Here is a 26,601-nt window from a genome sequence, read left to right as displayed (position 1 = left end):
TCCAATATGTAATACCTAACATTTTATGTGACAAAGATCGTTCCAGCTCGCGGTTACGCAGGTTCCCACCACGGCCGGACGACAGAGGGAGGCGCGTCGGCGCCGGAGGTGCTCGACGTGCCGATCGCAGTCTCCGGCCGGATCGGCAGATGAGAGCCGGATACGGAGAACCGCTGCGCATCCGGTGTCACCAGGATGCGCAGCGGCTTCGGTAAGTCTTAGCCCGTGGGAGGGTCAGTCTCGTCCGACGAGAATCCGTCGAAGAATGCGATGACCTTCTGAAGAAGTGTCGCGATGTCGAAATCTTCCAAGCTACCCATTGCGTTCGTCCTTTCGTTTAACACTGGAGGATGAAACGTGCATCTTGCAATTCCCAATGTAAAGCATCAATGGGATTTTTTCTCGACCAGGCAACACTTCGACTGCAAATTCCCCATTCAGCAAGATGTGAGCAAATTGCCGCAAATAACAGCCCTACAAGCAATATTCCCCTCATCCACGACCTACGAATAGTTCCCAATTCACAGGTGGGTAATCTTTGAGAAAAATTTCTGGTCGCGTCGATTTCCATAGATATTCCTGGCGAAAGCCTGAATCAGAGACTGCAAGGTAGACGAAGTTTCGACATAGAAGGTATGCAGTTCTGTCGGACATTCGACCGCGATAACGAATCGATTGCACCACTATCCTTGACACCTCTCCACATCTTTGGAATTCACATGTAACCACTAGTGATTCCCGCTGATCGAACGCAATACCAGTTCAAGAATTCGAGAGCTTCAATTGATACTGTGCGCGCGATTAACTGATCGCGCCTGCACTAAGTCACCGAGCGCGCATGCTCCACCAAAATTTCATATCCAATTGTTGGACGTTAGTTTAGATGAGTTCACATTTCTCCGAAATCGGCCCGATAACTGGCCGACTCCACGGACAGAACCGAGGCTGCCCCACGGCAGTACGCCAGGACATGATCCGCGACTCGACCACAGGTGTGCGGGCGTACGGGCAAGCTCACCCGAGGGTGAAATAGGGGGTGAGACATGCCTGGGGGTCTCGTTTTACCGAGTCCGGCACAGTACGTTTTCCCAGGCACGCCAGTCCCCAGATTCACACGGTGTGCAAGGGCTCGTTGACGCTTCCGAGATGTTGGCAAGACCGACCACAGGCCCCGTTCTCCCGACGAGAACGGGGCTTCCTCGTGTCTGTTTCCGCCTTCCACCGACCGGGTAGACGCGAGCATGAGCGCCACCTGCTCGACGGGATCCACCGCCGGCCGCTACGAATCGACGACCCCAACCATCGGCGTCGAAGAAGAATTCATCCTCGTCGACCCGACATCGTGGTTGCCGTCCACCGACAATGCCGCGGTTGCGGAAACCGCGTCGACACTGGGTTTGGATCTTCAGCTCGAACTGTCCCGCTGCCAAGTCGAGACCAACTCTCCCGTGTGCCAGGGCATCGACGAGCTCCGAACCCACCTGATCGACATGCGTCAGCTCGCGGGGAAGGCGGCCGAGTTGAACGGCTGCAGGCTGTTGGCCGTCGGCGCACCGCTTTCGGGACCTTCCCGTTTCGAGATAAGCGACTCGCCTCGCTACCGGCAGATGGGGCAACACTTCGGCGCCCTCGCTGCCGAACAGAGCATCTGCGGTTGCCACATCCATGTAGGCGTCGCTGATCAAGCTCAGGCAGTGCAGGTCTGCAATCACGTGCGCATCTGGCTACCGGCCTTGCTTGCCCTGAGCGCCAATTCCCGTATCCACCAAGGAGTCGACACAGAATTCGCGAGTTGGCGAGCGGTTCAGTGGTCCAGGTGGCCCGTGGCCGGACCGCCGCCGTACTTCGAGACCGCCGAGGACTTCGACACCGCGGTCGCGATGATGGTGGATTGCGGAGTGATGCTCGACAAGCGGATGGCCTACTGGGATATCCGACCGTCCTGCCACCTACCTACCGTCGAGATCCGGGTCTGCGACGTTCAACCGACGGTCGACGACGCCGTGCTGCTTGCGACACTTGTGCGTGCTCTGGTCGCCACTGCGCTGCGCGCCGTAGACAAAGGCGTGCCCGCACCGCGCGCTTCTCTCGAGAGTCTCCGCATCGCGACATGGGTGTCCGCGAAGGAGGGCATCCTGGGAACACTGATCGATCCGGTTACCGCACAAAGAATTTCGGCCACGGAGCTGTTTCGCCGACTCCTGATCCATCTCCGCGACTCACTCCACGAGACGGGTGAGTACGCGAGTGTGGAGTCGGCGCTGCGCCACAAGTTGGTCACCGGTAGCGGCAGCGACTGGCAACATCGAACGCTGCGCCAGGTCTGCCTTCGGGAACTGATCGCGCGTGCCGTTCGACGCACCCTCCCGACCGCGCCGGCGGGCATGGATGCGCATGGCGGCCCGCCTCCGGATCAGTAGTAATGCCGCCGACCACCGATGGCATGCCCGGCCGCGCCCAGCGCGTACAGGATGATTCCGATCACCAGCAAGACGACACCAATCGTCCACAGGATCGGAATGTTCACCACGAAGCCGATTATCAGCAGGATTACGCCGAGGATGATCATGACAAGCTCCTTCAGTGCGTTCACTCGGGCGGATACGCCCGCCTCGAGCCGCATACACCGTGGATACCCGTCAGTCGAGCGTTTCATACCCACTCTGACCGGGTATTTCGCTGGGCACCACAATATTTGAAGAATCGAGCACGCCATGATGAGAATTGTGACTCTGATCGTTCTGATCTGGCTGATCGTCGGGGCCGTCGCGGCCGGCCAGCGCGGCTACTACAGCAGTTCGCCGACCAACTGCGCCGGGGTCGGGACCATCGCGCTCACCGTCGTCGCCGGCCCGCTGAACTATTTCGGCGTCAATCCCAAAGTGACGGATTGCACGCTTCCTCAACCGACCGAATGAACTGCCGAAAATCCACGCTAAACCGACTAGTCGTTACCCTGGAGGTGAGTCGACACACATCGAAGTGAGGGGCCACCATGACCACTGCACCAGATCGCACCCGAATCGAGTTCCCGGACATCAGCTCGCGTGCGTGGGAACACCCAGCCGATCGGGCTGCATTGGTGACGCTCCGGACGCTTCGGGGGTTCGACACCGTTCTGCGGACGCTGTCCGGTCTGCTCCAAGAACGTCAGCATCGCCTCATGTATCTCGCCACGTCCGTGCGAGTCGACGAACGCCAGTTCAGCGACCTCAACGACCTGCGACGCGACTGCGTCGACATTCTGCAGGCCGACGAGACACCAGAGTTGTTCGTGCTCCAAACCCCGATGGTCAACGCCTTCACCATCGGCATGGACAAGCCGTTCATGGTGGTCACAACCGGCTTACTGGACGTGATGAACTACGAGGAACAGCGGTTCATCATCGGCCACGAGCTTGGCCACGCGCTGTCCGGTCATGCTGTGTATCGGACCATCCTGATGCATTTGATGCGACTGGCCGGAACCATCGGCTGGTTGCCCGTCGGCGGGTGGGCGCTGCGCGCGATCATCGCGGCCCTCATGGAGTGGCAGCGCAAGTCCGAACTGTCCGGAGATCGCGCCGGACTGCTGTGCGGGCAAGACGTCCACACCGCGATCCGCGTCCAGATGAAATTGGCGGGCGGATCCCGAGTCAGTGAAATCGACATCGACGCATTCTTGGCCCAGGCCGCCGAGTACGACGCCAGCGGCGACCTCCGCGACGGTGTACTCAAGCTCCTCAACATCGAACTGCTCTCGCACCCGTTCTCGGTACTTCGCGCCGCAGAACTCAAGCAGTGGGTGGACAGTGGAGGCTACGCCGCAATTCTGCGCGGAAACTACCCGCGGCGAGGAGAAGACGACGGAGCGAAGATCAGCGACGAGTTCAAGAATGCGGCCAAGACCTACAAGCAGAACTTCGACGAATCAGAAGACCCTTTGATCCGAATGGTGCGCGACATCGGCAGCGGACTGGGCGGCGCGGTGGGCGCCGTCGGAAACGGCGTCGGCGATGTGGCGTCGGATATCAAGGAACGATTTACCCACTGGCGCAAGAGTTCCGACAGATCAAAGGGCGCCGACGACGCCGAGTGAACAGAATCGGGACCTGCCACCGAAGGCAGTCGGCGGCAGGTCCCGGGTTCTTGGCGTGAAGGTGATGCAGGCTTCCCTCTGCACCACCCTCACGTTCACAGACAGTACCAGCAGTCGAACAAACGTGCGAACTGAAAGCAGTCGTGTCGAATCACCAGTTGTCGGGTACGCGGCATAGGACCACTACAGAAGGGAGCCGACATGCATGCTGGGCGACTGAAGAAGGTCGGTTCGAGTGACGGCCCGTTTGCCTCCGTGTACTTCGAGGACGTTCGCAACCGGGAGGATGCGCGCGAGCGCTTCGAACTCGAATGGCGCTCGATGCGCAATCAACTCTCGAAGCAGGGCGCATCCGAATCACTGATCGCACGGCTGGACGAGGTGAAGGACAACCATCACGGAATCTCGGGACGCGCCGGGCGGGCGATCGTCGCCACGCCGGAGGCCGTGCTGATCGACGACATTCTGCTCGAACCTGCCGGATCGACCATCGCAACCTTGGGCGAGTTGCCCTACCTGATTCCACTGATCGCGCATGGATACGACACCGAGCCGTTCCTCATCGCCAAGGTCGACCACACCGGCGCGGACCTGTGCGTACGCGATGCGCGCGGGCGTGACGTGTACGGCGAATCGGTCGACGGCGACGGCTTCCCGGTCCACAAGGCACACGTCGGCGGTCAGGAGCGGTACACCGACAGCCAAGGCCTCGTGGAGGAGAACATCCGGAAGAACCTGACTCTGGCCGTGGAGCGCGCGGCGGCGCTCGCCCGTGAACACAAGGTTGCGCTGGTAGTCGTGATCGGAGAAGTACAGTCACGCAAAGCTTTTGCTCAGCTCCTACCGTCGACGCTACGAGTGGTGGACGTCGAAAAGGGTTCGCGTTCAGTCGGTTCGACACCCGCAGAGGTGTCGAAGTCGATTCGTGAACTGATCGACACGCAGCGGCTGCGCAGAATGGATACGGAAACCGAACGCTACGTCGCAGAGCAGGGACGGGACTCCGGTCTCTCCATCGACGGGACCGCACGCGTCCTCGACGCACTCGAGCAGGGCAAGGTCGAAACGCTGCTGCTCACCGACCCCGACGACAAGGAAGTCACGAGCGGAAAGCTGATCGGGCCCGCCGATCGCGTACTCCCCTACATCGCAATCGGGACCGGTACCGAATTGGTACAGATCGACGAACGCCTGGTTCTCGCCGACGGCTACGGCGCAATACTTCGGCACCCCTGAACAACGACCTCTGATCAGATTCGGGGGCGAGCACCCTCAGCGAGAAGCGTGCTTGCCCACCGAGTCCGGAAAACCATCGGCAATCGCTGCCACGAGCTCCAGATATGCCCGCGCAGTGCGCTTGTTCAACAACTTCAAGTCGATCGGACCGCCCTCGCCGAGGTGATCGTCGTAGGGCAGGGTCTTGACCGCGCGCACCCCTCGCTGAGCGAAAACGTCCTCGAGCTGGTCGAGATCGAGCGAAGACGAACCCGGCCGCGTCGAATTGATCGCCACAACCGACCTGCTCACCAGATCTGCGTATCCATGTTTGGTCAGCCAACTGAGCGTTGCTGCTGCACTACGGGCACCGTCCTGCGCCGTCGGGCTGACGACAACCAGGGCATCTGCTTCGTCGAGAATTCCGTACATGGCCGAGTGCATGATTCCGGTGCCACAGTCGGTGATGACGATATTGTAGTGCACCTCGAGAATCCGCAGGGTATCGAGGTAGTCCTGCTCGTTGAACGACTCCGAAGTTTCCGGATCTGCTTCACTCGCAAGGATTTCGAGCCGGCTGTCACCTTGCGACGTGTAGTAGCGAACATCGCTGTAGGTACGAATGTCGCCGTCAGCCAACAGATCACGAACGGTCAGATGATGTTCACGTCGTTCACGATCAGCCAGAGTCCCCAGGTCGGGATTGGCGTCGATGGCTACGATCCGATCGCCACGGATCGAGGCGAACGTGGATCCGACGGTCTTGGCCGCCGTGGTTTTTCCCACTCCGCCCTTGAGCGAGATGAAAGCGATCTTGTACACGCCGCGCACCGTGCGGTTGGCACGGCGCACCAGAGCTTGGTGTTCGAGTTCGGCAGCCGACTGCCCAGTGTTGATGCGACCGCCGGTGAGTTTGAACAACACACTGCCCAAACCGCGTTCAGGTGGACGCTTCGCCCGCTTGATGATGTCCAGGTCGTCGACGGAGGTCATAGGCCTGGGCGTCGAGGTTCGAAAATCGGTGGGCTCTTCACGACGTTGCTGGCGCATCCGCTGGCTGGGCAACGGTTTTGCGGCTGGTTCGTCGAATTGCGGTGTGAACGTGACAGTTCGAATCGAGGTTGAGTAGCCGTCGTCGGACGCGTCGAAAAGGCCGTCGCCTCTAGTCGTTCCCGAGTTGTTCCCCAGGACTCCGCCATTCGAACCGTTGTTATCGCTGCGCACCGTTTTCCTAGGTCGAGGTCGGAATCAATTCGGACATAGCCTCTCGGACGCTATCACTCTGGCGGGCTTGCCGTTCTCTGCTCAATACCGTCACAGCACTTCAGACCGTTACACCCGCCTTTCGATGACTTTGGTCCCCCCGCTGGCGCCATTCTCAGCAAATACGAACGCCGTAACGATATGCGGCACATATATCTTCATCTGCCGCTGAAAACAGCTCTCCGCAATGCCAGGGCAAATCCCTTGGTACCAAACGAGAAAAGGGAGGGTGATCGCCTGGGCGATCACCCTCCCTTCATGGACAAGTGTTCAGCTGCTGCAGGATTCCAGGCTTCCGAGCGAAGTGCCCGCCCCTTCGGCTTCCTGCCAGTCCGACCGGATCACTCTTACCATTCGACCTTCATCACGGGCAAAGCACACTCTTCACGTATGCAGCACTCGGCTTGACGGTGCCGTCCGACCTCACTGCACCGAAATACGACTCTCGATCCGTCGTTGCTCCGTATGGCGCGTAGTCGTTGAGCCGGTAGAAGATGAGCGGCCCCAACCATGGCTTGGTTTGCTTGTCCGCCATCGCCGACTGATAGATCTCGAGCTGACGCGCTTCGCTGACGCTGTCCGGAGTCCCACTTGTCGGCGCCCCGAACTCGGTAATCCAAATCTTTTTTGCAGAATCTCCGTTGGCAGTCATGATTCCGCGAAGGCTCGGCCGAACGATCCCGCCGCCCGCGAACGACTCGACACTCATCTGAGACCACGAGTTCCAGTCATGTTCGTCTGTAGGCAGCGCCGGATACGAATACGGATGATGCCCGACAGCGTTGAACGATGACCGTGCACCATTCGTATACAGGGATTGTAAGAATGTGAGCGGCGCGACCTGGCTGCCGTCGGCAGCGTCCGTGGCAGGTGACATACCGCCGCTGATGATCGTGATCGAAGGATTCGCCAAGCGGGCCGAGGTAGCAGCCGCTTTCAGCAATTGTGCGTATCGCACGGGATTAGGCTTCGGATTAGCAACCGAGTCCTTCCAGAACATACTGATATTCGGTTCGTTCCAGATCTCGTAAGACATGATGCCTTTAGGTGCATAGCGTGCAACAAGCTTGTTCACGAACGTCGCATATTTGGAAATGTCGGCCGGTGCGTACTTGTCGTCCGCAGGAGCACCTGCAGGTCGAGCCCACGCCGGCGTTGTATGTGGCAGGAGAATGATCTTCTTTCCGTGAGCGATAGCCTCGTTCACGACCGTGTCGAGCGGACCCCAGCTATAGGAATTAACGCCCCCGGATTGAATCTGCGACCAAAACGCATCGATACGAACCCAACTCACGCCTGCGCTGTCGATCAGGTTCAGCGCAGCTTCACGCACCGCTGGGGCGGACGATTGATTCGCGTAGACGATGCCGTAGTCACTGACCGGACAGACCGTTGGCGCGGCAGTCACAGATGGTGGGTTGATCAAAAATGACATCAACCCCAGAACTGCTGACACGGCAAATAATCTCATTCTGGACATTTCACTCCCCCATTGAAACCTGAATGTCTGCCGAACGTAACGGCGTCCGTCGACGGCGTCAATCCGATGCGCCGGACTCGACTACTAGCCGTCGTAGTAGCTGCCTGTATCCTTTCGCGTATGACGCCGGGTCCGAAAGATGTCGCGCAGCTGCGCGGCGCCTTCGTGGGCGGCACATCCGGCGCGGTCTCTGTCGCGGCCCACGCCCTCGGTGGCGGCGGCATGGCCCCGTCCGAAAGCGCGGTGGTGTTGTTGATCCTCGCGTGCGCGAGCGTCGGCGCGGTGGTCACGTCCATCGACACCCGTCGCTCCCCCGCGCTCTTGCTTGCCCTCATGCTCGCTGCGGGTCAGGCCATCGGTCACGCGACTTTGACCATCGCTTCGGATCATCAGCACGGACTGCTCCTGTCCCTTCCGATGCTGGCGGCGCACATCGCTGCCGTCGGAGTGTGCGCAGTGCTGATTCGCGGCGCAGAACGCGGGTACGTCGTGGCGGCGTCGACGGTGGCCGCCATCGTCGCAGTGCTTCTGCGCCCGTGGGCACCTGAGCCCTCGCCGTTCACTGCGCGGACTCGATACCGCGCCAAAGTTGTTCTGCGTCAACTTCTCACCTCCGGCCTGGGCACTCGCGGCCCACCGGCATTCGTGTAACTCACCTTCCCTTTTCACTTCACGCACGTGAATACGTGCGCCACTTTGCTGTGCGCCTTTATTAACCGCCCGCGGTTAATAAAGGCGCACGGCGGGATCGAGTACACGCATGTCCGCACCCGAATTGGAGCGCGCACAGACGCGCGCGTCCAACGACAGTTCTCCCCCGAAGAAACAGGTTGGCGGCGCCAGACCCCTGATCCTGCGCCTGCACTTCTACGCCGGCATCCTCATCGGACCGTTCATTCTCATCGCCGCGCTGAGCGGCGGTATCTACGCGATGGCGCCCACCATCGAGAAGTTCGTTTACGACGACTACCTCCAGACCGACACCACCGGACAGATCGCGTCTCTGAACGACCAGATCCGTTCCGCTCAGCAGTACCGCCCCGACTTGACTGTCTCGGCAGTACGTCCGTCGCCTGGCGCCGGCGAAACCACCCGGGTCCTGTTCACCGATCCGTCACTGGGCGAATCGGAGAGGCTCGCGGTCTTCGTCGATCCGGTGCTCGCACAGCCGGTCGGCGAGTTGGCGGTGTACGGAAGCAGTGGTTCGCTGCCACTACGAACCTGGATCTCCCAACTGCATCGCCACCTACATCTGGGCGAACCCGGCCGCCTCTACAGCGAATTGGCCGCGTCGTGGATGTGGGTGGTCGCCCTCGGCGGTGTCTACCTCTGGTTCCGTCGATACCGCACCGCCCGGAACGCTCGACTGCTCACGATCGATCGAGCGTCCACCGGACGAAGCCGGACCCTGAACTGGCACGGTGTCGTCGGCATCTGGATAGCAGTTGCATTGGTCTTTCTCTCGGCGACCGGCCTCACGTGGTCGACGTACGCCGGAGAGAACGTCAGCAATCTGAGAACCGCATTGAGTTGGACGACGCCCTCCGTCGTGAAGACTCTCGGCGACGCTCCCCCACCGGCAACGGGCGGGCACGAGGGTCACGACATGGCCCCCGCCGCCACCGGCACGCTGACAGACACCAACGTCGGACGCGTCGACACAATCCTCGGTATCGCAAGATACAACGGGATCACCGGTCCGGTCGAAGTATCGATACCGGCGAACGCCGAGACAGCGTTCACCGTCGCCCAGACACGTCAGCCCTGGGTGTACAGCAACAACACCATCGCAATCGACGGAGCGACGCAAAAGGTCACCGACGAGTTGTGGTTCTCGGATTGGCCACTCGCAGCCAAACTTTCGGCCTGGGGAATCCAGCTCCACATGGGTCTGCTGTTCGGCCTTGCCAACCAGATCGCACTCGCCGCATTGGCACTCGCGCTGGTCAGCGTCGTGATCCGCGGCTACATCATGTGGTGGCGCCGACGCCCCACCAGAAGCTCCGACTGGGCAGTCGGCCGGGTCCCCGCCCGTGGCGGAATCCGCAACCTCTCCCCGATCAGCATCGTTGCGCTCGTCGCGATCACGGCGTTGGTCGGCTGGTTCGTGCCGCTACTGGGCATCAGCCTGCTCGCCTTCCTGCTGATCGACGTGTGCATTGCGGCGTTCAAACGCCGTGCCACCACCTGACACTTCACGAAATACGGAGATACACATGACTGTTCGTACAAAGATATTCGCAGCTGTTGCACTCACCGCGGCTCTCGCTCTGACCGGCTGTTCTTCCAACTCCGACAAGGAAACCGAAGCTGCACAATCGATCACCGTTCAGGATCAATGGGTCAAGGCGGCGCCGGAAGGAATGAGCGCGGCATTCGCCGAACTCGTCAACTCCAGTGACAAGGACGTGCGCGTGGTCTCGGCAACCAGCCCCGCGTCGTCGCGACTGGAACTGCACGAAGTTGTGACCGGCGACGGCGGAACCATGACGATGCGCCCCAAGGACGGCGGTTTCCTGGTCCCCGCCAACGGTTCCGCCTCCCTGACGCCGGGCGGTGACCACTTGATGTTCATGGACCTGTCCGCGCCACTGCTCCCCGGCGCAGAAACCGACCTCACCTTGATCTACGACGACGGTTCCAGCACCACGTTCACGGCCCAGATTCGCGACTTCTCCGGTAATCAGGAGAACTACGACCCGAATCACGGTGGCTGAGAACACGAACCCGCCCAGCCGAGCTCTCAGCCGGCGGCGCCTTCTCGGAGGAGGCGCCGCCGCGCTCGGCGTCGCGGGAATAACCTGGGGCGCAACCACAGTGGTCGAGCGCAGCGAACACGAGCAGCAAGCAGGCAAGCTCATGGAACCGTTCTACGGAGTCCACCAAGCCGGCATCGACACCACGCCACAAGCGCACGGCACCTTCATCGGGTTCGACCTCTTGCCGGGAACCGATCGAGCTGTAGTCGTCGGAATCATGAAGATGTGGTCCGAGGACGCGTCACGGCTCACCGCCGGCAACCCGGCGCTGGCGGACACCGAACGGGAACTGGCTGTGGATCCGGCCCGCTTGACGGTGACCGTCGGCTACGGCCCTGGCCTGTTCTCCAAGCTGGGATTACAGGCACGTCAACCGGATTGGTTCGAACCGTTGCCGAGCTACGCGATCGATCGACTCGACGATCGATGGGGCGGCTCGGACCTGTTGTTGCAGATCTGCGGCGACGACCCGGTGACCATTGCTCACGCTGTGCGAGTCCTGACCAAGAACGTCCGATCATTGACGACCATCCGGTGGACGCAAAAGGGATTCCGCAATGCTCGCGGCACCATGCCTGAGGGAACCACGATGCGCAATCTCATGGGCCAGGTGGACGGGACGGTCAATCCTGCTCCGGGAACAGTGGATTTCGATTCACTGATCTGGCACGACGGCGCAGGTCAGTCGTGGCTGGCGGGTGGAACCTCGTTGGTACTGCGACGCATTCGTATGGAAATGGACACGTGGGACGAACTCGACCGCTCGGGGCGCGAACTCACCATGGGGCGCACCTTGTCCAATGGCGCTCCGCTCAACGGAACCAACGAATTCGACGAAGCGGACTTCACTCTCACGGACAAGTTCGGCATTCCGGTTATCCCGCCAGGATCACACATCGCCAGAGCCCACCGCACACACGAGAAGGAGCAGTTCTTCCGTCGGGCGTACAACTACGACGACGCACCCGAGATCGGGCAGACCTCGAACTCGGGATTGATCTTCGCAGCGTTCCAACGGGACATCGCCGAGCAGTATCTACCGGTCCAACAGCGGTTGAGTGACTTCGACGCACTCAACGAGTGGACAACGCCGATCGGTTCGGCGGTGTATCTCATTCCGCCGGGATGCAGCGAGAACGACTATCTGGGAAGCGGATTGCTCGGATAGCGACGCTGGCGAGGGCGTCAACAACACTGTGGGGCGGGATCCGGTCGGATCCCGCCCCACAGTGTTGCCTACCTGGAACTGTTGCCTTACTTGGACTTACGAGGTCCCGGCATAACCGCACCTGGGCGGGCGGTGGTCAACCGCGTGACCCAACCACTGACGGGCCACTTCTTCAGGCCGACGTTGTGGGGGGTGACTTCGGTTCCGACGTACTTGGCAGCAAGCTCGTCGTCGACGGTTCCGTTGAACCGCCACAGCTGGCTTCCGTCGGCGTTGCGCGTGGACACCTCCCACGACTGAGCGCGGAATGCACCACGAATGATGCTGTCCGCAAACACCAGAACCGGGATGCCGATCTCGGCGCGGACAGCCGCCCCGGCAGACCACTCGGCGCGCGCGAGTTCGTAGATCTCTTCCTGCGTTGCTCCCGGACGAGCCGATGCCGGTACATGAAGGACGATGCTCGGTGTCGGGAGTTCCGGCGCGGGGTCCGCCGAGTACCGCAAGGCGAGTTCCTCGACGTGGGTCGCACGGGTGTCCTTGTCCGACGTGTCGCCAGCGAGGTTGGTCAGCCCGTCTCCCGCGTCGGTGATCCGCAATGCTTCCGCGATTCCGCGAACGATCTCTCCCGTGGTGGCGGCCGAATCGGTAGCGGCAGAGACCGAGCGGAGAAGTACGAAGTGCTCCACCGCCGAACCTGCGTCGTAAATTTCGCGGATCCGAGCGATCTTGGCTGCGGTCACTGCAGTATTCGCCTCGGCCGGGCCGTCCGCACCTTCGAGGTTCGCGAGTTCACCGAGCGCTTCGAATACCGGCGCGAACACCTGATTTCCCGTGCCGTGTCCGACATGGAATACCTGGTCGTTGCGTGGGTCGCGCAGCGCAAAGACATACTGCCCCAGCCGCTTCCCGACCTTCTCGGTAAACGGCTGCGGAGCCGGCTTCCGGACCACGACCTCGGTGGACAGAGTGCGCATCACGGCCAGACGGAGTGCGTCGGGCACGCTACTGGAGCCGGCAGCACCGGAAAAGATTGCCGCCGAAGCAGCGCTGATCGAGGTGAACGTGCGACCGACTTGCTTCTCGAGAGAGGCAGAGACCGTACCGACCGCAGTCAGTTTTGCATCGAGGGTGCCGTCACCCTCGACAAGGAACTCCTTGATCAACGGAGCAACGAGCAGGGTGGAGCCGATAGCGCGAGGAACTGTCCAGACAATAGCCATGGCACGAGCCTAGGCGATCACTTCGAAGCGCGAGGCGAACGCGTCTCAGCCCGCCGCTGCCGGTCCGGCCAGTCCCTGCACAAGAAGGTTCCACGCCGAGTGCGCGACTTCTCTTCGCGAGCTCTCGGCGGTCCGTTCCATGATCGCGGCAAACATGGCGATCGCCAGGATCACGTCCTCAGCAGTGACGGACTCGCGTATCTTTCCAGCTCGACGCGCCTCCGCGAGGCGTCCTTCGAGGAGATCGGTCAGGCGGGTGCCTGCCGAATTCAGTCGAGAGTCGCCGAAGGAGACGGGCTTGATGACCTCCACGAACACGATGGAGGTGGTGATCTGGTCGACCAACAAACGAAAAAGATCGTCGAGAGTCGAATCCGGATCGGCAGCCAGGTCTTGCAGTTCGACGAGGTTCTCGTCGAACACCGCGAGGGCAAGGCTTTCGCGAGTGGGAAAGTGCCGGTAGAGGCTGCCCTGGCCGACGCCTGCCGTGCGGGCGATCAGGCTGAGCGGAGCAGCAAAACCATGAGTGGCGAACACCTCGCGAGCTGCCGAGATGAGCGCCGCACGATTGCGCGCCGCATCTCTCGGCCCTCTGTTGAGGGATCCGCTATTGACGCGGCCAGACGATGTCACGCACACTACGATACCAACCGGACAGCATTGTCCGGTTGGTTGCGGCCCGACACCGGTTCACACCCCGACCCGACCGTCGTGAGCGCTCGAACACGCGCCTGCCCTCCGTGCTGCCTGTCCGTGAGGCACGTCTGTCCGTGAGAGATACGAAAGGCAATCCCGCACCGGGAGTTGGACTCGATGAAATCGTTCACGACCATCAGAACCAGATCTGCCATCGCGCTCGTCGCATTGATCACCATCCTTCCGGTGTGTGTTGCCGCTGCCGAACCCGCCGCTGCCCCCGGCTCCATCCTCGAGGCTTCAGGCGTCGGCTCGAATGCAGCAAGTCGCGCGGAATGCGGGCCCGGTTCGATGCCCGAGACAGGATTGCAGGGCGATGTGCCCGCCGAGGACCGAAACAGCGGACGCAGCCGAGACGGATACAGCTGCAACATGTCTCAGATCGGCGGCTACTCGGGTCGCGGCGGCGGAATCACGTCCACCAACTTCGAACACTGCTCGTACGTCGGCAGCTTCTTCCCCGGAAACCTCCTGGGCCCCGCGCAGGGTGTCCAAGTTCTCGACGTATCGAATCCTGCCAACCCCGCACTCACCGCTACCCTGACCGAACCCGCGATGCTCGCCGGAACGTGGGAGAGTCTCAAAGTCAACACCGCACGAAAGCTGCTGGTGGGCACGGGCGTTCCGCTCTTGACCGGCGTCGGCCTGATGTCGGTCTACGACATCTCCGATTGCGCGCACCCGAAACTACTCAACCCCGGCCCCGGAACCGATCTGGGAATGTTGCTGCCCATCACCAATCACGAAGGCGGATTCTCACCGGACGGCAACACATACTGGTCTTCCGGCACCGCGCCCGGTGTTGTGAGTGCCGTCGATCTCACCGATCCCGCCAACCCCCGCGTCATCTGGCAGGACCTCATCGGGTTGTCGACCCACGGCTTCGGCATCAGTCCCGACGGAAATCGCATGTACCTGTCGAACAATCTCGGCGGAATACATGTTCTCGACATCAGTGAGGTTCAGCGCCGCGTCCCGAATCCGCGAGTGCGCCAACTGTCCCAGCTCTCGTGGACCGACGGCTGGGCCACCCAACACAGCATTCCGGTCACCTACGACGGTTCGCCGTACCTGTTCACCGTCGACGAGGGTGGTTCCGGCGGCGTCAAATTGATCGACATCTCGAATGACAACGAACCGACCGTCGTCAACTCGGTGAAGCTGGAAATCAATCTGCCGGAGAATCAAGACACCGCGCTGGCGTCCGCTGCCGGTGGATCGCTGTTCGCGTACGAATCGCACTACTGTTCCGCCGATCGCCCAGTCGACCCGACGGCGCTGGCATGTGGATGGATCTCGAGCGGGATTCGGGTCTTCGATGTTCGAGATCCCTTCGACGTCCACGAAATTGCGTACTTCAACCCACCCGCCCGAACCGGCGACAATCTCCAACTCGCCAACTCGCCGCATGCTCTCGCCTCGCTCATCGGGGTACCCATTCTCAGCACGCCGGCAATTGCGCAGTCGATCGCGCAAGGTCAGTTCGACCCCGGCCAAGCGCTGAGTTCGCGGTCAGGCATGGTCGCTCTCGGCGACATCTCCACCGATTGGTGCTTCTCCCCACCCGAATGGCGAGGGACCACGTTGTGGGCGACGTGCGCCGACAACGGCTTTGTTGCCATGCAGCTCGAAAACGGCGTCTACACACCTCCCACCGACCAGAAAACAACTGTCGGATCATGACGGCTACGCGATCGGTCAAAGCCGTCGCGCTGGTCGCGGCGGCCCTGATGCTGCTCGTACTCGGCGCAGCATTGCGCCCCCTGTTTGCGCCCGAGAACCATACGCAGACAGCCGTTCTGAGCGAAACCGAAATCGGATTCGTGCACGACATGGCGACCCACCATCAGCAGGCCCTCTTCATTCTCGCGCGTCTGAGTCCCGATGTGGACCAGGCAGTGACGAGGCTGGCCCAACAGATCGACGACGTTCAGCGAACCGAGATCGGCGTCATGCTCGGTTGGCTCCGACTGGCGGGTGTACCACCGAACAGTAGAACGCCGATGGGGTGGATGGAAGCATCCGTCAGCGGCACCGGCGATGGCCATCATCACCCGGCACCCGATGCGCCCGACACAGACACCGAGGTCATGCCCGGAATGGCTACGACCGAGGAACTCGAGAGATTGGGCGCCGCTCAGGGCAGCGATGCCGAGGTCATGTTCCTTCAACTGATGGAACGCCACCACCGCGGCGGGATCGCCATGGCGCAGGCCGCCGATGCACTACTCGAGAGTGGGCCGGTGAAACAGTCCGCCCGAGACATGATCAACACCCAGAGTCAGGAATCCGGGCTGATGACACTGATGCTCGGGCAACGCGGGGCACAACCACTGCACTGAACCGCACGTGCACTGACTACCATAAGTGTCGACCTGCGAACTACCGCGCCAACCGCGACGACGTCTCGTCCAGAAGGAATCGACACTTCATCATGACCCTGCTCGTCCGCGGAATCGAATGGTCGAACCCGACAGCACCACGGATCCGATGCGTCGACGACACCACTTCCGCTACGACGTTCTTCACTCACGACTCGGTACTGCGATTCTCCGTCGACAAAGCGAAGGGCCGCCGTTGCCTCGGGTGGCGAGATCTCACCGCAGAAGGTTCAGGCCACTCGCCGTGTGACCGCGGGGCCACCGTCGTTGCTGGACGCCAATGCGATCGGTGCCGAAACCGTGAGGGGTTCACCACAGTTCATCAGGCACACGTCAGCGGTGCGCACATTCATCCGAACGTGCGTACCTACCTCGCACAACCACAATGGCTCTACGTCGACGTATTCGCCGGCGGTCAGATGAAGGTGGGGACGGCGTCCGAGTTCCGCAAGCATCCGCGAGTCGCCGAGCAGGGAGCAGTCTGCGCGTTGTTCGTCGCGCGGTCGACAGACGGTTACAGCATCCGTTCGCTCGAAGCCCGGGTGTCGGAAGAGTTCCACTTGAGCCAGGCCATCCGTACGTCTCGAAAGATCGAAGCACTGACGGGTTCTTTGGATCGCGAGAAACTCCGAAAGTCTTTGCATCACTTCGTATCGTCGATCAAAGACGAGTTGAAGGACATCGGGGCGGACATCGACGGCATCGAGATCCTGGAGGCTCCCGAAGAATGGACGGCGCCGGCGTGCGCCGACGTGGTCTTCGATGCGGCACCGTTGATCGCGTATCCGCACACTTTCGAGTCCGGGGAGCATTCTCTGTATTTGGAGGGCCTTGCCGGGTCGATCGCATCGCTGCGGATCGACACCGACCCTGAATCACCACGCTTTGTCGCGGACGTGTCCGGACTGGTCGGTCGAACCATCACCGTCGGCGAGTTCGTATCCCCTGGCGTGGCGATTCAGGAATCGTTGTTCTGAAGGGAAGTCAGCAGCTTCCTGCGGTCGCTGCGGCGAATCCGCGAGTGACCTCGGCCTGCTCGTCGGCAGACAAGCTCGACCATTCGGGATAAGCCTGGATGGACGTCATCATGTCGTTTGCCAATGATTCACGCGTCATACCCATTTCCTCGCCCGACTGGTCGATTGCCGGCTGGTACGCGTCGAGGTACCGGAGAACGTCGGCGCAGGCTTGCGCGTATGTCCGCGGCAGCGCCGAGCTTGCGTTCGGGTCCGAAGGAACCTCCACCGGAGCGCTCGACTCGACCGAAGGTGCCTCGGTAGTCATGTCCGACGACGTTGCCGGAGCCTCGGATGACGCCGTCGGCGTCGCCGTGGTGGTCGCCGAAGCGGAGGAAGTGAGTGTTCCGACCTCGGTCGGCTTGTCTCCGTCAGAACCGCAGGCAACCAGCGCCACCAGCGAGCAGGCACCGATGAACCCGGTGATCGTTTTCTTCATCCCTCAAGGATGCCAGAGGGCCACTGAGGTTCGAACGGACCGGCATCGCCGATCAGCGACAATCGCCCGCGCAGCCTGCCGAATCCGAGCGCCTCGTCCTCCCGTCTGCGGTATTGGACCGTATACCGCCTTCGCAAACCCATGCTACGGTGATTTAACTGCAAAGTAACTACGGGTGGGATTGTCCGGTCTGCCGCGTTCATCCGGAACGCACCGATCGGAAAGAGTTCGTCTTTAAGGGGCTGGAACGAGTGGGACTTTTTCGTCGACGAGGTTCCCGGGAGGATGATGACGATCGCGGGCAAAACCTCGATCGCAGCGATCCCGGGTACGCCGCCTGGTTCGCGAACGTCGGCGACGCGGGCGGTCAACCGATTCCGTACAAGCGACCACTGACTGCGCCGGTGTATCCACAACTCCAGCCGCCGGTCCCGGACTACGAGACAGACACGCGATGGCCGCTCAACGCACCCCCTGGAGACGGCTGGCTGCCCGCAGACCGCATCGACGAATTCGAGTCGTCGAACGGCCGCTCATCTGCGCATAGCGGAGCAAGCCCCCAAATCTCACAGGCTGAACAGTTGCCGCCCGGCCCACCCCCGACGCCGCAACCAACGATTCCACCTCGAAATGTACCGATGACTTCACCACCGAAGCATCACCTGGAGTCGCCCCGCGCGGCTCTGTCCAACCAAGGAGAAGTAATGAGCAACATCGACAAAATCCTCGGCGAATTGATGCGCATCGACGGTGCCAGCGGTGTAGCCGTCGTCGACGCCGACAGCGGAATGGTTCTCGGCATGAGCGGCAACCCGTCATTCAGCCTCGAGTACGCCGGCGCCGGCAACTCCGAGGTTGTGCGAGCAAAGCTCCGCACGATGAGTAACTTGGGGATTACCGACACCCTGGAAGACATCCTGATTACCCTGAGCAACCAGTACCACCTCATTCGTGTCCTCGAGACGCCCGGACTCTCGACGCTGTTCGTGTACCTCGTCCTCGACCGCGCACGTGCGAACCTGGCACTCGCTCGCCACAAGCTGGGCGAACAGACCCCCAAGATCGAGATCTGAAGCTTCCACACCTCCCGACAAGGCCCGGAGATCGCCGCACGGCGACAACCGGGCCTTGTTTGTTTCGCATCGTGACTTGTGTACCTCCGGCGGGCACCGATACTGAGACCGTGACTATCGCGGACACTCCTTGCGTGTGGTTGACCACCCTTCGAACTGACGGCTCGCCGCACACGACTCCGGTCTGGTTCTTGCTGCGTCAGAACACATTCTGGATTCCGAGCGCCGAAAGGAATCGGAAGGTCCGGAACTTGCTGGACGATCCTCGGGTCTCCTTGGCGGTTGACGGCTCCACACGCGACCCGTGGGTCGCACAGGGTCTCGCAACAATTCATCGCAACATCGACGAGTTCGGTGATCTCCTGCGACTTTTCGGCAAGAAATACGACGGATGGGACGCCGCAGATGAGACTCGCGACGGCCCGCGAGTTCTAGTCTCCGTCCCGGTGAAGCGGTGGCTACTTCGACCGGACTGACGGGAGGTGCCGGTTCAGCCCGAAATGTCGCGAATGACATACTTGTAGTTCATCTCTCGAAGAAATGGACTCTCGCACATGGCACGCACGGCACATCACAGGCGCGGCATCACCGGCGTCACCATCGGCATCGCTGCCGTGATCGTGCTGGGAGGCTGCGCCAATTCCAAGGCCGATGCACCCGAAACATCTTCTCTCGGTTCAGGAATCGGATCCGGCGTCACGACGACGGTCGCGACCGAAGCCTCGACTCCTTCGTCCGCCGCAATTGAACTGCTGGCACAGATCCCCGTCAAAGGACGCGCACCCAAGACCGGTTACGACCGCGCACTGTTCGGTACGGCCTGGACGGACGACGTCACCGTCGAGTTCGGCCACAACGGCTGCGATACGCGCAACGACATCCTGCGGCGTGACCTCACCGACCTGACATTCAAGGACGGCTCCAAAAGCTGCTCCGTCCAAACCGGCACGCTCCGTGACCCGTACACGAACAAGACCATCGCGTTCACTCGCGGCCAGGACACGTCTTCTGCAGTCCAGATCGACCACGTGGTCGCACTCTCGGATGCCTGGCAGAAGGGCGCACAGCAGCTCGATACGCAAACGCGAACCAATCTCGCCAACGACCCTCGAAACCTGCGCGCTGTCGACGGACCCACGAACCAGAAGAAGTCGGATTCCGACGCGGCGTCGTGGCTGCCACCCAACAAGGCCTACCGCTGCCAGTACGTGACTGCTCAAGTGGAAGTCAAAGCGGCATACGGTTTGTGGGTCACCCAAGCCGAACATGACACCATCGCCGACATTCTCACGACCTGCTGAAACTCTTACGGTGATCAGAGTCCAGTGATCAGTGGCCCTTGATCAGCGGCCCTTGATCAGATACCGCACAATCGCCATTCCGAGCGCGAGCCCCAACACGGTGGCCAGCGCTGCAACGAGACCGTGACCGGTCAGTGCAACGAACACACCGGTAACGATCGCGACAACGGCGATGATCCCCGCGTCCACTCTGCTTTGACCACGTTCAGGCATGGCACTCTCTCGTGCTGTCAGGTCCGTCCGCTCCCCTCGTAGCGGACGGACCCAGCGGCAATCTGTCGAAATGCGCGAACTTCTGGTGGCCTCACCGGGCTGACTTTGCGGGCGGTCCTGCGAGGCCGGCACGTCCCCCGGAGCCAACTCACATCGGTTCACGAAGTCCGTACCTTCGCAGAATATACCGAGTGGTAGGTAAATACCGAGGGCCAACGTCCCTGGTCGTCGACTCATGCGACGAGTGGTCGGCAACTCGAGACGAACGAGCGCATCCGCGAGCCGAGTGTTCAATCGAAATGGCAAGAACAGCCATATCCGATATTCATGTCAAACCAGGAGACGTCTATGACCCGAAAAGTGATCCGAGGTCCAACGATCCGATTGACGACACTCTCTTCCAATCAGCGCAATATGCGGTGGTGAAGCGAGAATCCGTCAAGAGAATCGTGACCGTCGCCGGTTCGAGGGTGCTTTCGAACTCGAGGACATTCAATTCACCGTCGCCGCCAACTTTTGCTCGGCCGTAAATGCATGGCATGTCAGCCGATTCGGGTCCAGAAGTCGTGTAGGTTCCCGGCAACACCTCCCACGGCACGTCGAACAGCCCGTGTCCGGGAATGCTTCCCGGCGCTGCTGAAGCCGTAGACGTCCCGATCATTGCCACACTGACAGCTACTGCCGCAGCGGACGCGAGCAAACCAACCTTGCGCATTTTCCCTACCTTGTTCATACCTGAACCGCAGCGGCGAGTTCGAAGGCTTGTTGATGTAAGAACCCGCGGATCGCGCAGTTCTTCAACCAACGGTAGTAAAAGGGCACGAGTTTTGGTGAGCTACCTTTTGTGGTTCCGGCCCGGTTTCCGTGACGGAGACTCCCATTGAGAAAAACAGGGAACGCCGGCGTTGCGGCTCTCGACATGATTCGAACCTGTCATTCCAGTATTCGACCACACACCCAGATTCGAGCCGAAACGTCGACGCTCCCCTGCCGTTTGGGTGACTCAGCCTCCGAGTGAGCCCGTCGGCAGCTTCGAGAAGATGTCACCGAGGCTTCCGGTTCCGCCCGGTGTTTCCGGATCCGTCGGATCCACCGGCTCGACGACGATGACACCAGGCACGGTGACGGTCACGGTCTTGTCCGCAGATTCCGAAGAACTGAACTTCTTGGTACCCAGAAACTTTGCGGTGATGCGATGCTCGCCCTGGTCGCGGAACGGCCAGACCAGTTCAGCATGGCCATTCGAATCGACTGCGGCGCTGCCGATCTTGGTATCGCCGTCGAAGAACTCGACTGTTCCCTCACCTGGATTCGGGTCGATGCTCGCCGCGATCTTGACGTCTTCGCCCGTCAGTGCCTCTAGTGCGACAGCGACCGTCGTCTCGGTCTGGTTGGTCGAGAAGACCTCTGTAGTCGAGAGGGCGCCGCGTCCGTCGCCCGAAGCAACACAATACCCAGCGGCATTGACCCATCGGGACTCGCCGAAGCTCATGCTTGTGTCTTTGATCTTGATAGTCGGGCTCGAAGCCCCTGCACGCAAGTGCGTCGTCGCATTGCCCTCGTCGGAGCGAGCTTCGAGTTTCAATTCGACTGCCGGCAGACGGAAGTCCGTGTTGGCCTTGACCTGCAGCCCTTCCTTGGGCTTGTTGTCGTTCGCGCTCGGACCGTCGTTGACAGTTTTGTTGCTGGTCCCGGTAATGCGCAAATATTCACCGGTGGCGTTCGCATTTCCGTCTGCACCCACACGGAGCAGTACCGCAGCTTCGCCGGTCAAGTTGGACGACGAATCACCGACGAGAGAGTACGAAACCAGTGTTGCCCCTTGCGGAAGCGCAACGTCGTACTTGATTCGACCGGTGTCCGAATCCGAACTACGCATGGTGCCGGGATGGAGTTTCACCGTGAACTGCTCGCCGGGACGCACGGACGTGGGCGCCGTGACCTCCATGTTGTCGGAGAACGACGAATCCCAATCGGTGGCGCCGTCGACCCGGCACTTGTGTTCGAAGGAAACTGTTCGTGTCACGGCATCTGATGCTGCTGCTGTCGGCGCGGACACAGCGAGGAGTCCGGCCGCGAGAGCGGGTACGGCTGCGCAAACAGCCAGAGAACGGGGGTTCATGTATTGCCTTTCAAAAGAACTCGGGCATCGAGTGTTCGGTGAAGTAGATCCGTGATCACTTGCCGCCGAGCGAACCCGTCGGCAGCTGCGGCAGAACGGACTCGAGGCTGCCCAGACCGCCCGGCGTGCCCGGATCGGTCGGGTTAGGATCGACCGGACCTGTTGAATCGCCGGTGACGGTGAGAATGTGTGCCGCAGACATGTGCTTCGCCTCGTCACCGGTAGCGGTGAACACCGCAGTCACAGACTTGATTCCAGCCTTACCGAAGGTCAGATCCAGGCGGGCGATACCGCGAACCACCGGCCGCGGTTCGCCGGCGGGCTTGCCGTCGACCATGAACTGGACTGTTCCCGTGGCATTTTCCGGTTCGACGTGAGTAGCGAAGGACACTTTGGTGCCGGTTACGGCGGTAGCCGGTCCTTCGAGTGTGGTCACGACGTCAGTGCCGGGCTCAGGATCTACAGGTCCCAGGTCCCCGTCGATTTTTGTCGACGCCAGGCCGCCGGCACCGGCATTGAGAGGGCCGGTCTCGCTGTCGCGGGGTGAGCAGGACGTAGGCGCCCAGATCGTTCCCGCGAGCCAGTGACTGACCTGAGGGAGGAAGGTCAAGAATGACTCCGGCCCACCGAAAGTACCTGCAGCGCCCGAGGTCCGGACATTGGTCTCGACCACGCCGGAAGACCCGGCCTTCACGGTAATCCTGATCTTCGGAAAGACGATGTTCGTCTCGGCACCGGACTGAGCATTGATCGCGAGACCACCGTGCGCTCCCGACGACGATGACGGACTGTTGCCGATCGCTTCGTTTGCGCCGGACAACCGGAGTATCGTGCCGTCAGGAGTGGGAGTGCCGTCTTCGTTTACACGAATCACCGAAGCAGGTTTCCCGGCAACGACATTGCCCGGATCGGTGACCACCGCCGAGACGAACTCCGCGTTGGCCGGAATCGGAAGATCGATCTTCAGACGTGAGATCTTCTTGACACTTGCGCCGCTCACATCGTTCGGGATCTGGACGCTACCCGGATCCACGTTGATGTCGAAGACTTGACCTGGCGCTACGACCGACGGAGCCGAGACCCGCACCGTGGCAGGCTTTCCGTCTGACGACGGCCCGGAGAACGCACTCGGAACTGCGCGGCACGTGACCTGAAAAGTTGTCGACGTGGTTTCTGCAACGGGTGCCGCGGTCGCCGGAATCACGGCCACCGCGGTTCCACCGGCAAGGAGGCCGGCTAGCAGCGCAGCATTCAGTAAGCGTTTTGACATGATGTCCTCTCGGAACAACCTGATTGACGTTTGCCGCCGAACTGTAACGGAGCGAACGCCCGAATTGGCCAGTTTTCGATCAACAAAAACCACACAGTAGGTAAATACTTGGTAAGGGTTACCGGCCGTCACATCTGACAGCCAACGCGAGCCTTCCCCTTCCGCTGAATCGAAACAATCGAGATTCATTGCAGCGAAATAGAATTCGACCGACACTCGCATCGCTGTCGCATTCTCGTTCACACTCTACCCTTACGGGAGGGTAGAGTCTGAGAACCTCGTCAGGACGGAATCTCATGGCAGTAACCACCGCTTCATCCACCATCGACAACTCGGTACGAACCGCGCTTCGGTCACCTCGCCGACTCAAAACCGAAGTCTTGGCCGGACTGGTCGTGGCCTTGGCATTGATCCCCGAAGCGATCTCGTTCTCGATCATCGCCGGGGTGGATCCGCGGGTGGGGCTGTTCGCGTCGTTCACGATGGCTGTGACCATCGCCGTCGTCGGCGGACGACCTGCCATGATCTCCGCGGCCACCGGCGCCGTCGCACTGGTCGTCGCTCCACTGACGCGCGAGTACGGAATCGACTACCTGATCGCGACAGTCCTCCTGGCCGGCCTCCTCCAGATCGTGTTGAGCCTCCTCGGCGTCGCAAAGTTGATGCGTTTCATCCCGCGCAGCGTCATGGTGGGATTCGTCAATGCACTGGCCATCTTGATCTTCATCGCCCAACTCCCCCACCTGATCGATGTTCCGTGGCTCGTCTACCCACTCCTGATGATCGCCCTGCTGATTCTCGTGTTCTTGCCGAAACTGACGAACGCGGTCCCGGCTCCGCTGGTGGCGATCGTGCTACTGACCGCCGCCACAGTCGTTTTCGCATTCGATGTTCCCGACGTCGGCGACGAGGGCGAACTTCCGTCGAGCCTGCCGACGCTACTGTTCCCCGACGTCCCTCTGGAAATGCACACACTGTCGATCATTGCTCCGTACGCGTTGGCCATGGCGCTCGTCGGACTCCTGGAATCGTTGATGACCGCCAAGCTCGTCGACGACGTCACGGATACCCACTCGAACAAGACCCGAGAAGGGTGGGGCCAAGGCGTCGCGAACATCGTCACCGGCTTCTTCGGAGGCATGGGAGGGTGCGCGATGATCGGCCAGACCATGATCAACGTGAAGGTCTCCGGCGCTCGCACTCGGATCTCGACCTTCCTTGCAGGCGTGTTCCTGCTGATACTCGTGGTCGGCCTCGGCAACATCGTGGCGCTGATTCCCATGGCCGCATTGGTGGCCGTCATGATCATGGTCTCGGTCGGAACTTTCGATTGGCATAGCATCAATCCGAAGACCTTGCGCCGCATGCCGATCGGCGAGACAACGGTCATGCTGGTCACCGTGGCTGTCACCGTCGCGACCCATAATCTCGCCTACGGCGTGATCGTCGGAGTGATTGCCGCGATGGTGATCTTCGCCCGCCGCGTCGCGCACCTCACCGAAGTTGTCGACGTAGCGCATCCAGACGAGGACACCCGTGTCTATGCGGTTCGAGGCGAGTTGTTCTTCGCATCGAGCAACGATCTCATCTATCAGTTCGACTACGTCGGCGACCCGAAGAGCATTGTCATCGATCTTTCCGAGTCTCATATCTGGGACGCGTCGACCGTGGCGACTCTGGACGCCATCACCACCAAGTACGCCGCCAGAGGCAAGAAAGTCGAGATCGTGGGCCTCGACGGCGCGTCGGCCGAGCGCCATCTGCGCCTGTCCGGTCGCCTGGGTGATGGTCATTGAGAGTATGGAGGCTCAGCGCGACGAAAGTGGGAGTGATGTCTGAGCCGGAACACGCGGGCCAGGGGCAGAACATGCAGATCGGTCAGGTTGCCGAGCGCACCGAACTGTCGATCAAGACGATCCGTCATTACGACGAGGTCGGTCTGGTGACCCCCTCCGAGCGGAGCGCCGGAGGTTTCCGCCTCTACACCGAGGCCGACGTCCAGCGGCTACTGGTAATCCGACGAATGAAGCCGCTCGGATTCAGTCTCGAAGAAATGAAACAACTCCTCGATTCTCTGGCAGTGCTCGGTGACGAAGGTTCGGACGCGTCGATGCGAACCGGTGCAACCGAATTCGTCACCGCCTGCCATACCCGAGCGGAAGAAAGCTGCATACACTTACGTAAGCAACTCGCCTACGCCGAAGAACTGACGGGATTACTCGCCGACCACAGTCTGAACGGTGAACTGCATTCGTGATCTGCCGACTGAACTAAGCTGAGTTGATGGCCCGATACTTCGACGTACATCCCGAAAACCCGCAGCCGCGCGCGATCAGCCAGATCGTCGAAATGCTGCGCAACGACGCGGTCATCGCCTACCCCACCGATTCCTGCTACGCCTTGGGCGCCCGAATGGACAATCACTCGGGCACCGATCGGATCCGCGAGATCCGTCATCTGCGGTCGGATCACCACTTCACACTCGTGTGTGCCGACTTCGCGCAGCTCGGGCACTTCGTCCACGTCACCAACTCGGCGTTCCGCGCGGTGAAAGCCGCCACCCCGGGCCAATACACGTTCATCCTTCCCGCCACGAAGGAAGTTCCGCGGCGGCTGGCACACGCCAAGAAGAAGACCGTCGGGGTGCGCATCCCCAGCCACCCGGTAGTGCGTGCGCTCCTGCAGGAATTGGGTGAACCGATCCTCTCCAGCACCCTTCTGCTGCCCGGCGCCGAGGAGCCGATGACGGACGGCTGGCAGATCAAGGAAGAACTCGACCACCAGCTCGACGCGGTCATCGACTCGGGTGATTGCGGAACTGAACCAACCACAGTGGTCGACTATTCGTCCGGTGTCCCCGAGATCGTGCGCGTCGGAGCAGGGGATCCTTCTCGTTTCGAGTGA

Annotated in this window: 26 protein-coding genes and 1 pseudogene; 17 read left to right on the top strand and 10 right to left on the bottom strand. The window is 61.1% G+C overall.

The genetic code is table 11. The annotated features are described in order from the left end of the window. Nucleotides 1-1,241 precede the first annotated feature (1,241 nt). Entirely contained in the window at nt 1,242-2,420 is a 1,179-nt protein-coding gene (locus tag ACFQ6Y_RS17170) for a glutamate--cysteine ligase (RefSeq protein ID WP_378634963.1), read from the top strand. On the opposite strand, the gene ACFQ6Y_RS17165 is transcribed toward ACFQ6Y_RS17170, so the two are convergent. Then, nucleotides 2,414-2,569, bottom strand: coding sequence for a DUF6131 family protein (locus tag ACFQ6Y_RS17165; protein ID WP_003945912.1), 156 nt, complete (start codon nt 2,567-2,569; stop codon nt 2,414-2,416). The two genes, ACFQ6Y_RS17170 and ACFQ6Y_RS17165, sit on opposite strands and share 7 nt — an antisense overlap. Nucleotides 2,570-2,714: 145 nt before the next feature. Between ACFQ6Y_RS17165 and ACFQ6Y_RS17160 the strand changes: the two genes are divergently transcribed. The 3 genes from ACFQ6Y_RS17160 (at nt 2,715) to ACFQ6Y_RS17150 (ending at nt 5,314) form a co-directional block, all read left to right on the top strand. Further along, nucleotides 2,715-2,918, top strand: a complete 204-nt coding sequence (locus tag ACFQ6Y_RS17160) for a hypothetical protein (protein WP_378448744.1) — start codon at nt 2,715-2,717, stop codon at nt 2,916-2,918. A 77-nt stretch (nt 2,919-2,995) separates the two neighbouring features. Continuing rightward, nucleotides 2,996-4,078 carry a M48 family metallopeptidase gene (locus ACFQ6Y_RS17155; protein ID WP_378634958.1) on the top strand — a complete coding sequence of 361 codons (1,083 nt, stop codon included), beginning with the start codon at nt 2,996-2,998 and terminating at the stop codon, nt 4,076-4,078. Between the two features lie 201 nt (nt 4,079-4,279). Beyond that, on the top strand, nt 4,280-5,314 hold the full coding sequence (locus ACFQ6Y_RS17150) for a hypothetical protein (protein ID WP_378634954.1): 1,035 nt from the start codon (nt 4,280-4,282) through the stop codon (nt 5,312-5,314). Between the two features lie 36 nt (nt 5,315-5,350). On the opposite strand, the gene ACFQ6Y_RS17145 is transcribed toward ACFQ6Y_RS17150, so the two are convergent. Both ACFQ6Y_RS17145 and ACFQ6Y_RS17140 read right to left on the bottom strand, forming a co-directional pair. Then, nucleotides 5,351-6,517 (bottom strand): MinD/ParA family protein, encoded by a 1,167-nt coding sequence (locus ACFQ6Y_RS17145; protein WP_378535562.1) that lies wholly within the window; start codon nt 6,515-6,517, stop codon nt 5,351-5,353. A gap of 403 nt (nt 6,518-6,920) precedes the next feature. Next, on the bottom strand, nt 6,921-7,964 hold the full coding sequence (locus ACFQ6Y_RS17140; protein WP_378634950.1) for a cellulase family glycosylhydrolase: 1,044 nt from the start codon (nt 7,962-7,964) through the stop codon (nt 6,921-6,923). Nucleotides 7,965-8,156: 192 nt separating this feature from the next. On the opposite strand from ACFQ6Y_RS17140, the gene ACFQ6Y_RS17135 reads away from it, so the two are divergent. The 4 genes from ACFQ6Y_RS17135 (at nt 8,157) to ACFQ6Y_RS17120 (ending at nt 11,963) form a co-directional block, all read left to right on the top strand. Further along, a complete protein-coding gene (locus ACFQ6Y_RS17135; RefSeq protein WP_029254615.1) occupies nt 8,157-8,687 on the top strand; it encodes a hypothetical protein in 531 nt (176 codons plus the stop codon). A 109-nt stretch (nt 8,688-8,796) separates the two neighbouring features. Continuing rightward, on the top strand, nt 8,797-10,227 hold the full coding sequence (locus ACFQ6Y_RS17130; RefSeq protein WP_378634946.1) for a PepSY-associated TM helix domain-containing protein: 1,431 nt from the start codon (nt 8,797-8,799) through the stop codon (nt 10,225-10,227). A gap of 25 nt (nt 10,228-10,252) precedes the next feature. Then, nucleotides 10,253-10,753, top strand: a complete 501-nt coding sequence (locus tag ACFQ6Y_RS17125; RefSeq protein ID WP_019747182.1) for a copper chaperone PCu(A)C — start codon at nt 10,253-10,255, stop codon at nt 10,751-10,753. Beyond that, on the top strand, nt 10,746-11,963 hold the full coding sequence (locus ACFQ6Y_RS17120) for a Dyp-type peroxidase (RefSeq protein ID WP_378634941.1): 1,218 nt from the start codon (nt 10,746-10,748) through the stop codon (nt 11,961-11,963). The genes ACFQ6Y_RS17125 and ACFQ6Y_RS17120 overlap by 8 nt, the downstream gene beginning before the upstream one ends. Before the next feature lie 86 nt (nt 11,964-12,049). Here ACFQ6Y_RS17120 and ACFQ6Y_RS17115 read toward each other — a convergent pair whose 3' ends face one another. Further along, a complete protein-coding gene (locus ACFQ6Y_RS17115) occupies nt 12,050-13,186 on the bottom strand; it encodes a GIY-YIG nuclease family protein (RefSeq protein WP_378634936.1) in 1,137 nt (378 codons plus the stop codon). A 45-nt stretch (nt 13,187-13,231) separates the two neighbouring features. Beyond that, entirely contained in the window at nt 13,232-13,819 is a 588-nt protein-coding gene (locus tag ACFQ6Y_RS17110; protein WP_378547441.1) for a TetR family transcriptional regulator, read from the bottom strand. 180 nt (nt 13,820-13,999) lie between these two features. Between ACFQ6Y_RS17110 and ACFQ6Y_RS17105 the strand changes: the two genes are divergently transcribed. The 3 genes from ACFQ6Y_RS17105 (at nt 14,000) to ACFQ6Y_RS17095 (ending at nt 17,240) form a co-directional block, all read left to right on the top strand. After that, the gene (locus ACFQ6Y_RS17105; RefSeq protein WP_378535552.1) at nt 14,000-15,565 is read left to right on the top strand and encodes an LVIVD repeat-containing protein; all 1,566 of its coding nucleotides are present in this window, start codon (nt 14,000-14,002) and stop codon (nt 15,563-15,565) included. Beyond that, complete coding sequence (locus tag ACFQ6Y_RS17100; RefSeq protein WP_378634932.1) at nt 15,562-16,224, top strand: DUF305 domain-containing protein; 663 nt, start codon at nt 15,562-15,564, stop codon at nt 16,222-16,224. The genes ACFQ6Y_RS17105 and ACFQ6Y_RS17100 overlap by 4 nt, the downstream gene beginning before the upstream one ends. Before the next feature lie 92 nt (nt 16,225-16,316). Further along, a complete protein-coding gene (locus ACFQ6Y_RS17095; protein WP_378547447.1) occupies nt 16,317-17,240 on the top strand; it encodes a DUF2797 domain-containing protein in 924 nt (307 codons plus the stop codon). A gap of 7 nt (nt 17,241-17,247) precedes the next feature. Here the strand turns inward: ACFQ6Y_RS17095 and ACFQ6Y_RS17090 are convergent, their stop codons facing one another. Beyond that, complete coding sequence (locus tag ACFQ6Y_RS17090; RefSeq protein ID WP_378535545.1) at nt 17,248-17,718, bottom strand: hypothetical protein; 471 nt, start codon at nt 17,716-17,718, stop codon at nt 17,248-17,250. A 704-nt stretch (nt 17,719-18,422) separates the two neighbouring features. On the opposite strand from ACFQ6Y_RS17090, the gene ACFQ6Y_RS17085 reads away from it, so the two are divergent. The 3 genes and pseudogenes from ACFQ6Y_RS17085 to ACFQ6Y_RS17075 form a co-directional block, all read left to right on the top strand. Then, nucleotides 18,423-18,791: a hypothetical protein gene (locus tag ACFQ6Y_RS17085; protein ID WP_378448756.1), complete on the top strand. Its 369-nt coding sequence runs from the start codon at nt 18,423-18,425 to the stop codon at nt 18,789-18,791. A gap of 110 nt (nt 18,792-18,901) precedes the next feature. Beyond that, entirely contained in the window at nt 18,902-19,267 is a 366-nt protein-coding gene (locus tag ACFQ6Y_RS17080) for a pyridoxamine 5'-phosphate oxidase family protein (protein WP_378634925.1), read from the top strand. A gap of 78 nt (nt 19,268-19,345) precedes the next feature. Beyond that, a pseudogene (locus ACFQ6Y_RS17075) lies at nt 19,346-20,089 on the top strand (HNH endonuclease family protein); the annotation flags it as partial. A gap of 45 nt (nt 20,090-20,134) precedes the next feature. Here ACFQ6Y_RS17075 and ACFQ6Y_RS17070 read toward each other — a convergent pair. From ACFQ6Y_RS17070 to ACFQ6Y_RS17055, 4 genes are all read right to left on the bottom strand, one after another. After that, nucleotides 20,135-20,305, bottom strand: a complete 171-nt coding sequence (locus tag ACFQ6Y_RS17070) for a hypothetical protein (protein ID WP_378535541.1) — start codon at nt 20,303-20,305, stop codon at nt 20,135-20,137. A gap of 346 nt (nt 20,306-20,651) precedes the next feature. Continuing rightward, complete coding sequence (locus tag ACFQ6Y_RS17065) at nt 20,652-21,020, bottom strand: hypothetical protein (RefSeq protein WP_378535539.1); 369 nt, start codon at nt 21,018-21,020, stop codon at nt 20,652-20,654. A gap of 288 nt (nt 21,021-21,308) precedes the next feature. Continuing rightward, the gene (locus ACFQ6Y_RS17060; protein WP_378634921.1) at nt 21,309-22,427 is read right to left on the bottom strand and encodes an Ig-like domain-containing protein; all 1,119 of its coding nucleotides are present in this window, start codon (nt 22,425-22,427) and stop codon (nt 21,309-21,311) included. Between the two features lie 55 nt (nt 22,428-22,482). Next, nucleotides 22,483-23,697 (bottom strand): Ig-like domain-containing protein, encoded by a 1,215-nt coding sequence (locus ACFQ6Y_RS17055; RefSeq protein ID WP_378634916.1) that lies wholly within the window; start codon nt 23,695-23,697, stop codon nt 22,483-22,485. A gap of 296 nt (nt 23,698-23,993) precedes the next feature. On the opposite strand from ACFQ6Y_RS17055, the gene ACFQ6Y_RS17050 reads away from it, so the two are divergent. From ACFQ6Y_RS17050 to ACFQ6Y_RS17040, 3 genes are read left to right on the top strand one after another with little or no spacing between them, the layout of a single operon-like run. After that, nucleotides 23,994-25,493 (top strand): SulP family inorganic anion transporter, encoded by a 1,500-nt coding sequence (locus tag ACFQ6Y_RS17050; RefSeq protein WP_378634911.1) that lies wholly within the window; start codon nt 23,994-23,996, stop codon nt 25,491-25,493. Nucleotides 25,494-25,528: 35 nt separating this feature from the next. Next, nucleotides 25,529-25,954, top strand: a complete 426-nt coding sequence (locus ACFQ6Y_RS17045) for a MerR family transcriptional regulator (protein WP_378535530.1) — start codon at nt 25,529-25,531, stop codon at nt 25,952-25,954. A 26-nt stretch (nt 25,955-25,980) separates the two neighbouring features. Further along, nucleotides 25,981-26,601 carry an L-threonylcarbamoyladenylate synthase gene (locus ACFQ6Y_RS17040; protein WP_003945756.1) on the top strand — a complete coding sequence of 207 codons (621 nt, stop codon included), beginning with the start codon at nt 25,981-25,983 and terminating at the stop codon, nt 26,599-26,601.

The organism is Rhodococcus sp. NPDC056516, assembly GCF_042794655.1.
Taxonomy (GTDB): Bacteria; Actinomycetota; Actinomycetes; order Mycobacteriales; family Mycobacteriaceae; genus Rhodococcus_F.
This window is presented reverse-complemented; position numbering and strand designations above follow the sequence as displayed.

Bases quoted from the DNA above. Each gene is read 5' to 3' on its own strand.
- ACFQ6Y_RS17135 (WP_029254615.1), top strand. From the start codon at position 8,157: ATGACGCCGGGTCCGAAAGATGTCGCGCAGCTGCGCGGCGCCTTCGTG.
- ACFQ6Y_RS17090 (WP_378535545.1), bottom strand. From the start codon at position 17,718: ATGAAGAAAACGATCACCGGGTTCATCGGTGCCTGCTCGCTGGTGGCG.
- ACFQ6Y_RS17045 (WP_378535530.1), top strand. From the start codon at position 25,529: ATGTCTGAGCCGGAACACGCGGGCCAGGGGCAGAACATGCAGATCGGT.
- ACFQ6Y_RS17085 (WP_378448756.1), top strand. From the start codon at position 18,423: ATGAGCAACATCGACAAAATCCTCGGCGAATTGATGCGCATCGACGGT.
- ACFQ6Y_RS17100 (WP_378634932.1), top strand. From the start codon at position 15,562: ATGACGGCTACGCGATCGGTCAAAGCCGTCGCGCTGGTCGCGGCGGCC.
- ACFQ6Y_RS17055 (WP_378634916.1), bottom strand. From the start codon at position 23,697: ATGTCAAAACGCTTACTGAATGCTGCGCTGCTAGCCGGCCTCCTTGCC.
- ACFQ6Y_RS17060 (WP_378634921.1), bottom strand. From the start codon at position 22,427: ATGAACCCCCGTTCTCTGGCTGTTTGCGCAGCCGTACCCGCTCTCGCG.
- ACFQ6Y_RS17115 (WP_378634936.1), bottom strand. From the start codon at position 13,186: ATGGCTATTGTCTGGACAGTTCCTCGCGCTATCGGCTCCACCCTGCTC.
- ACFQ6Y_RS17150 (WP_378634954.1), top strand. From the start codon at position 4,280: ATGCATGCTGGGCGACTGAAGAAGGTCGGTTCGAGTGACGGCCCGTTT.
- ACFQ6Y_RS17095 (WP_378547447.1), top strand. From the start codon at position 16,317: ATGACCCTGCTCGTCCGCGGAATCGAATGGTCGAACCCGACAGCACCA.
- ACFQ6Y_RS17050 (WP_378634911.1), top strand. From the start codon at position 23,994: ATGGCAGTAACCACCGCTTCATCCACCATCGACAACTCGGTACGAACC.
- ACFQ6Y_RS17160 (WP_378448744.1), top strand. From the start codon at position 2,715: ATGATGAGAATTGTGACTCTGATCGTTCTGATCTGGCTGATCGTCGGG.
- ACFQ6Y_RS17040 (WP_003945756.1), top strand. From the start codon at position 25,981: ATGGCCCGATACTTCGACGTACATCCCGAAAACCCGCAGCCGCGCGCG.
- ACFQ6Y_RS17065 (WP_378535539.1), bottom strand. From the start codon at position 21,020: ATGCGCAAGGTTGGTTTGCTCGCGTCCGCTGCGGCAGTAGCTGTCAGT.
- ACFQ6Y_RS17165 (WP_003945912.1), bottom strand. From the start codon at position 2,569: ATGATCATCCTCGGCGTAATCCTGCTGATAATCGGCTTCGTGGTGAAC.
- ACFQ6Y_RS17125 (WP_019747182.1), top strand. From the start codon at position 10,253: ATGACTGTTCGTACAAAGATATTCGCAGCTGTTGCACTCACCGCGGCT.
- ACFQ6Y_RS17170 (WP_378634963.1), top strand. From the start codon at position 1,242: ATGAGCGCCACCTGCTCGACGGGATCCACCGCCGGCCGCTACGAATCG.
- ACFQ6Y_RS17155 (WP_378634958.1), top strand. From the start codon at position 2,996: ATGACCACTGCACCAGATCGCACCCGAATCGAGTTCCCGGACATCAGC.
- ACFQ6Y_RS17070 (WP_378535541.1), bottom strand. From the start codon at position 20,305: ATGCCTGAACGTGGTCAAAGCAGAGTGGACGCGGGGATCATCGCCGTT.
- ACFQ6Y_RS17130 (WP_378634946.1), top strand. From the start codon at position 8,797: ATGTCCGCACCCGAATTGGAGCGCGCACAGACGCGCGCGTCCAACGAC.
- ACFQ6Y_RS17105 (WP_378535552.1), top strand. From the start codon at position 14,000: ATGAAATCGTTCACGACCATCAGAACCAGATCTGCCATCGCGCTCGTC.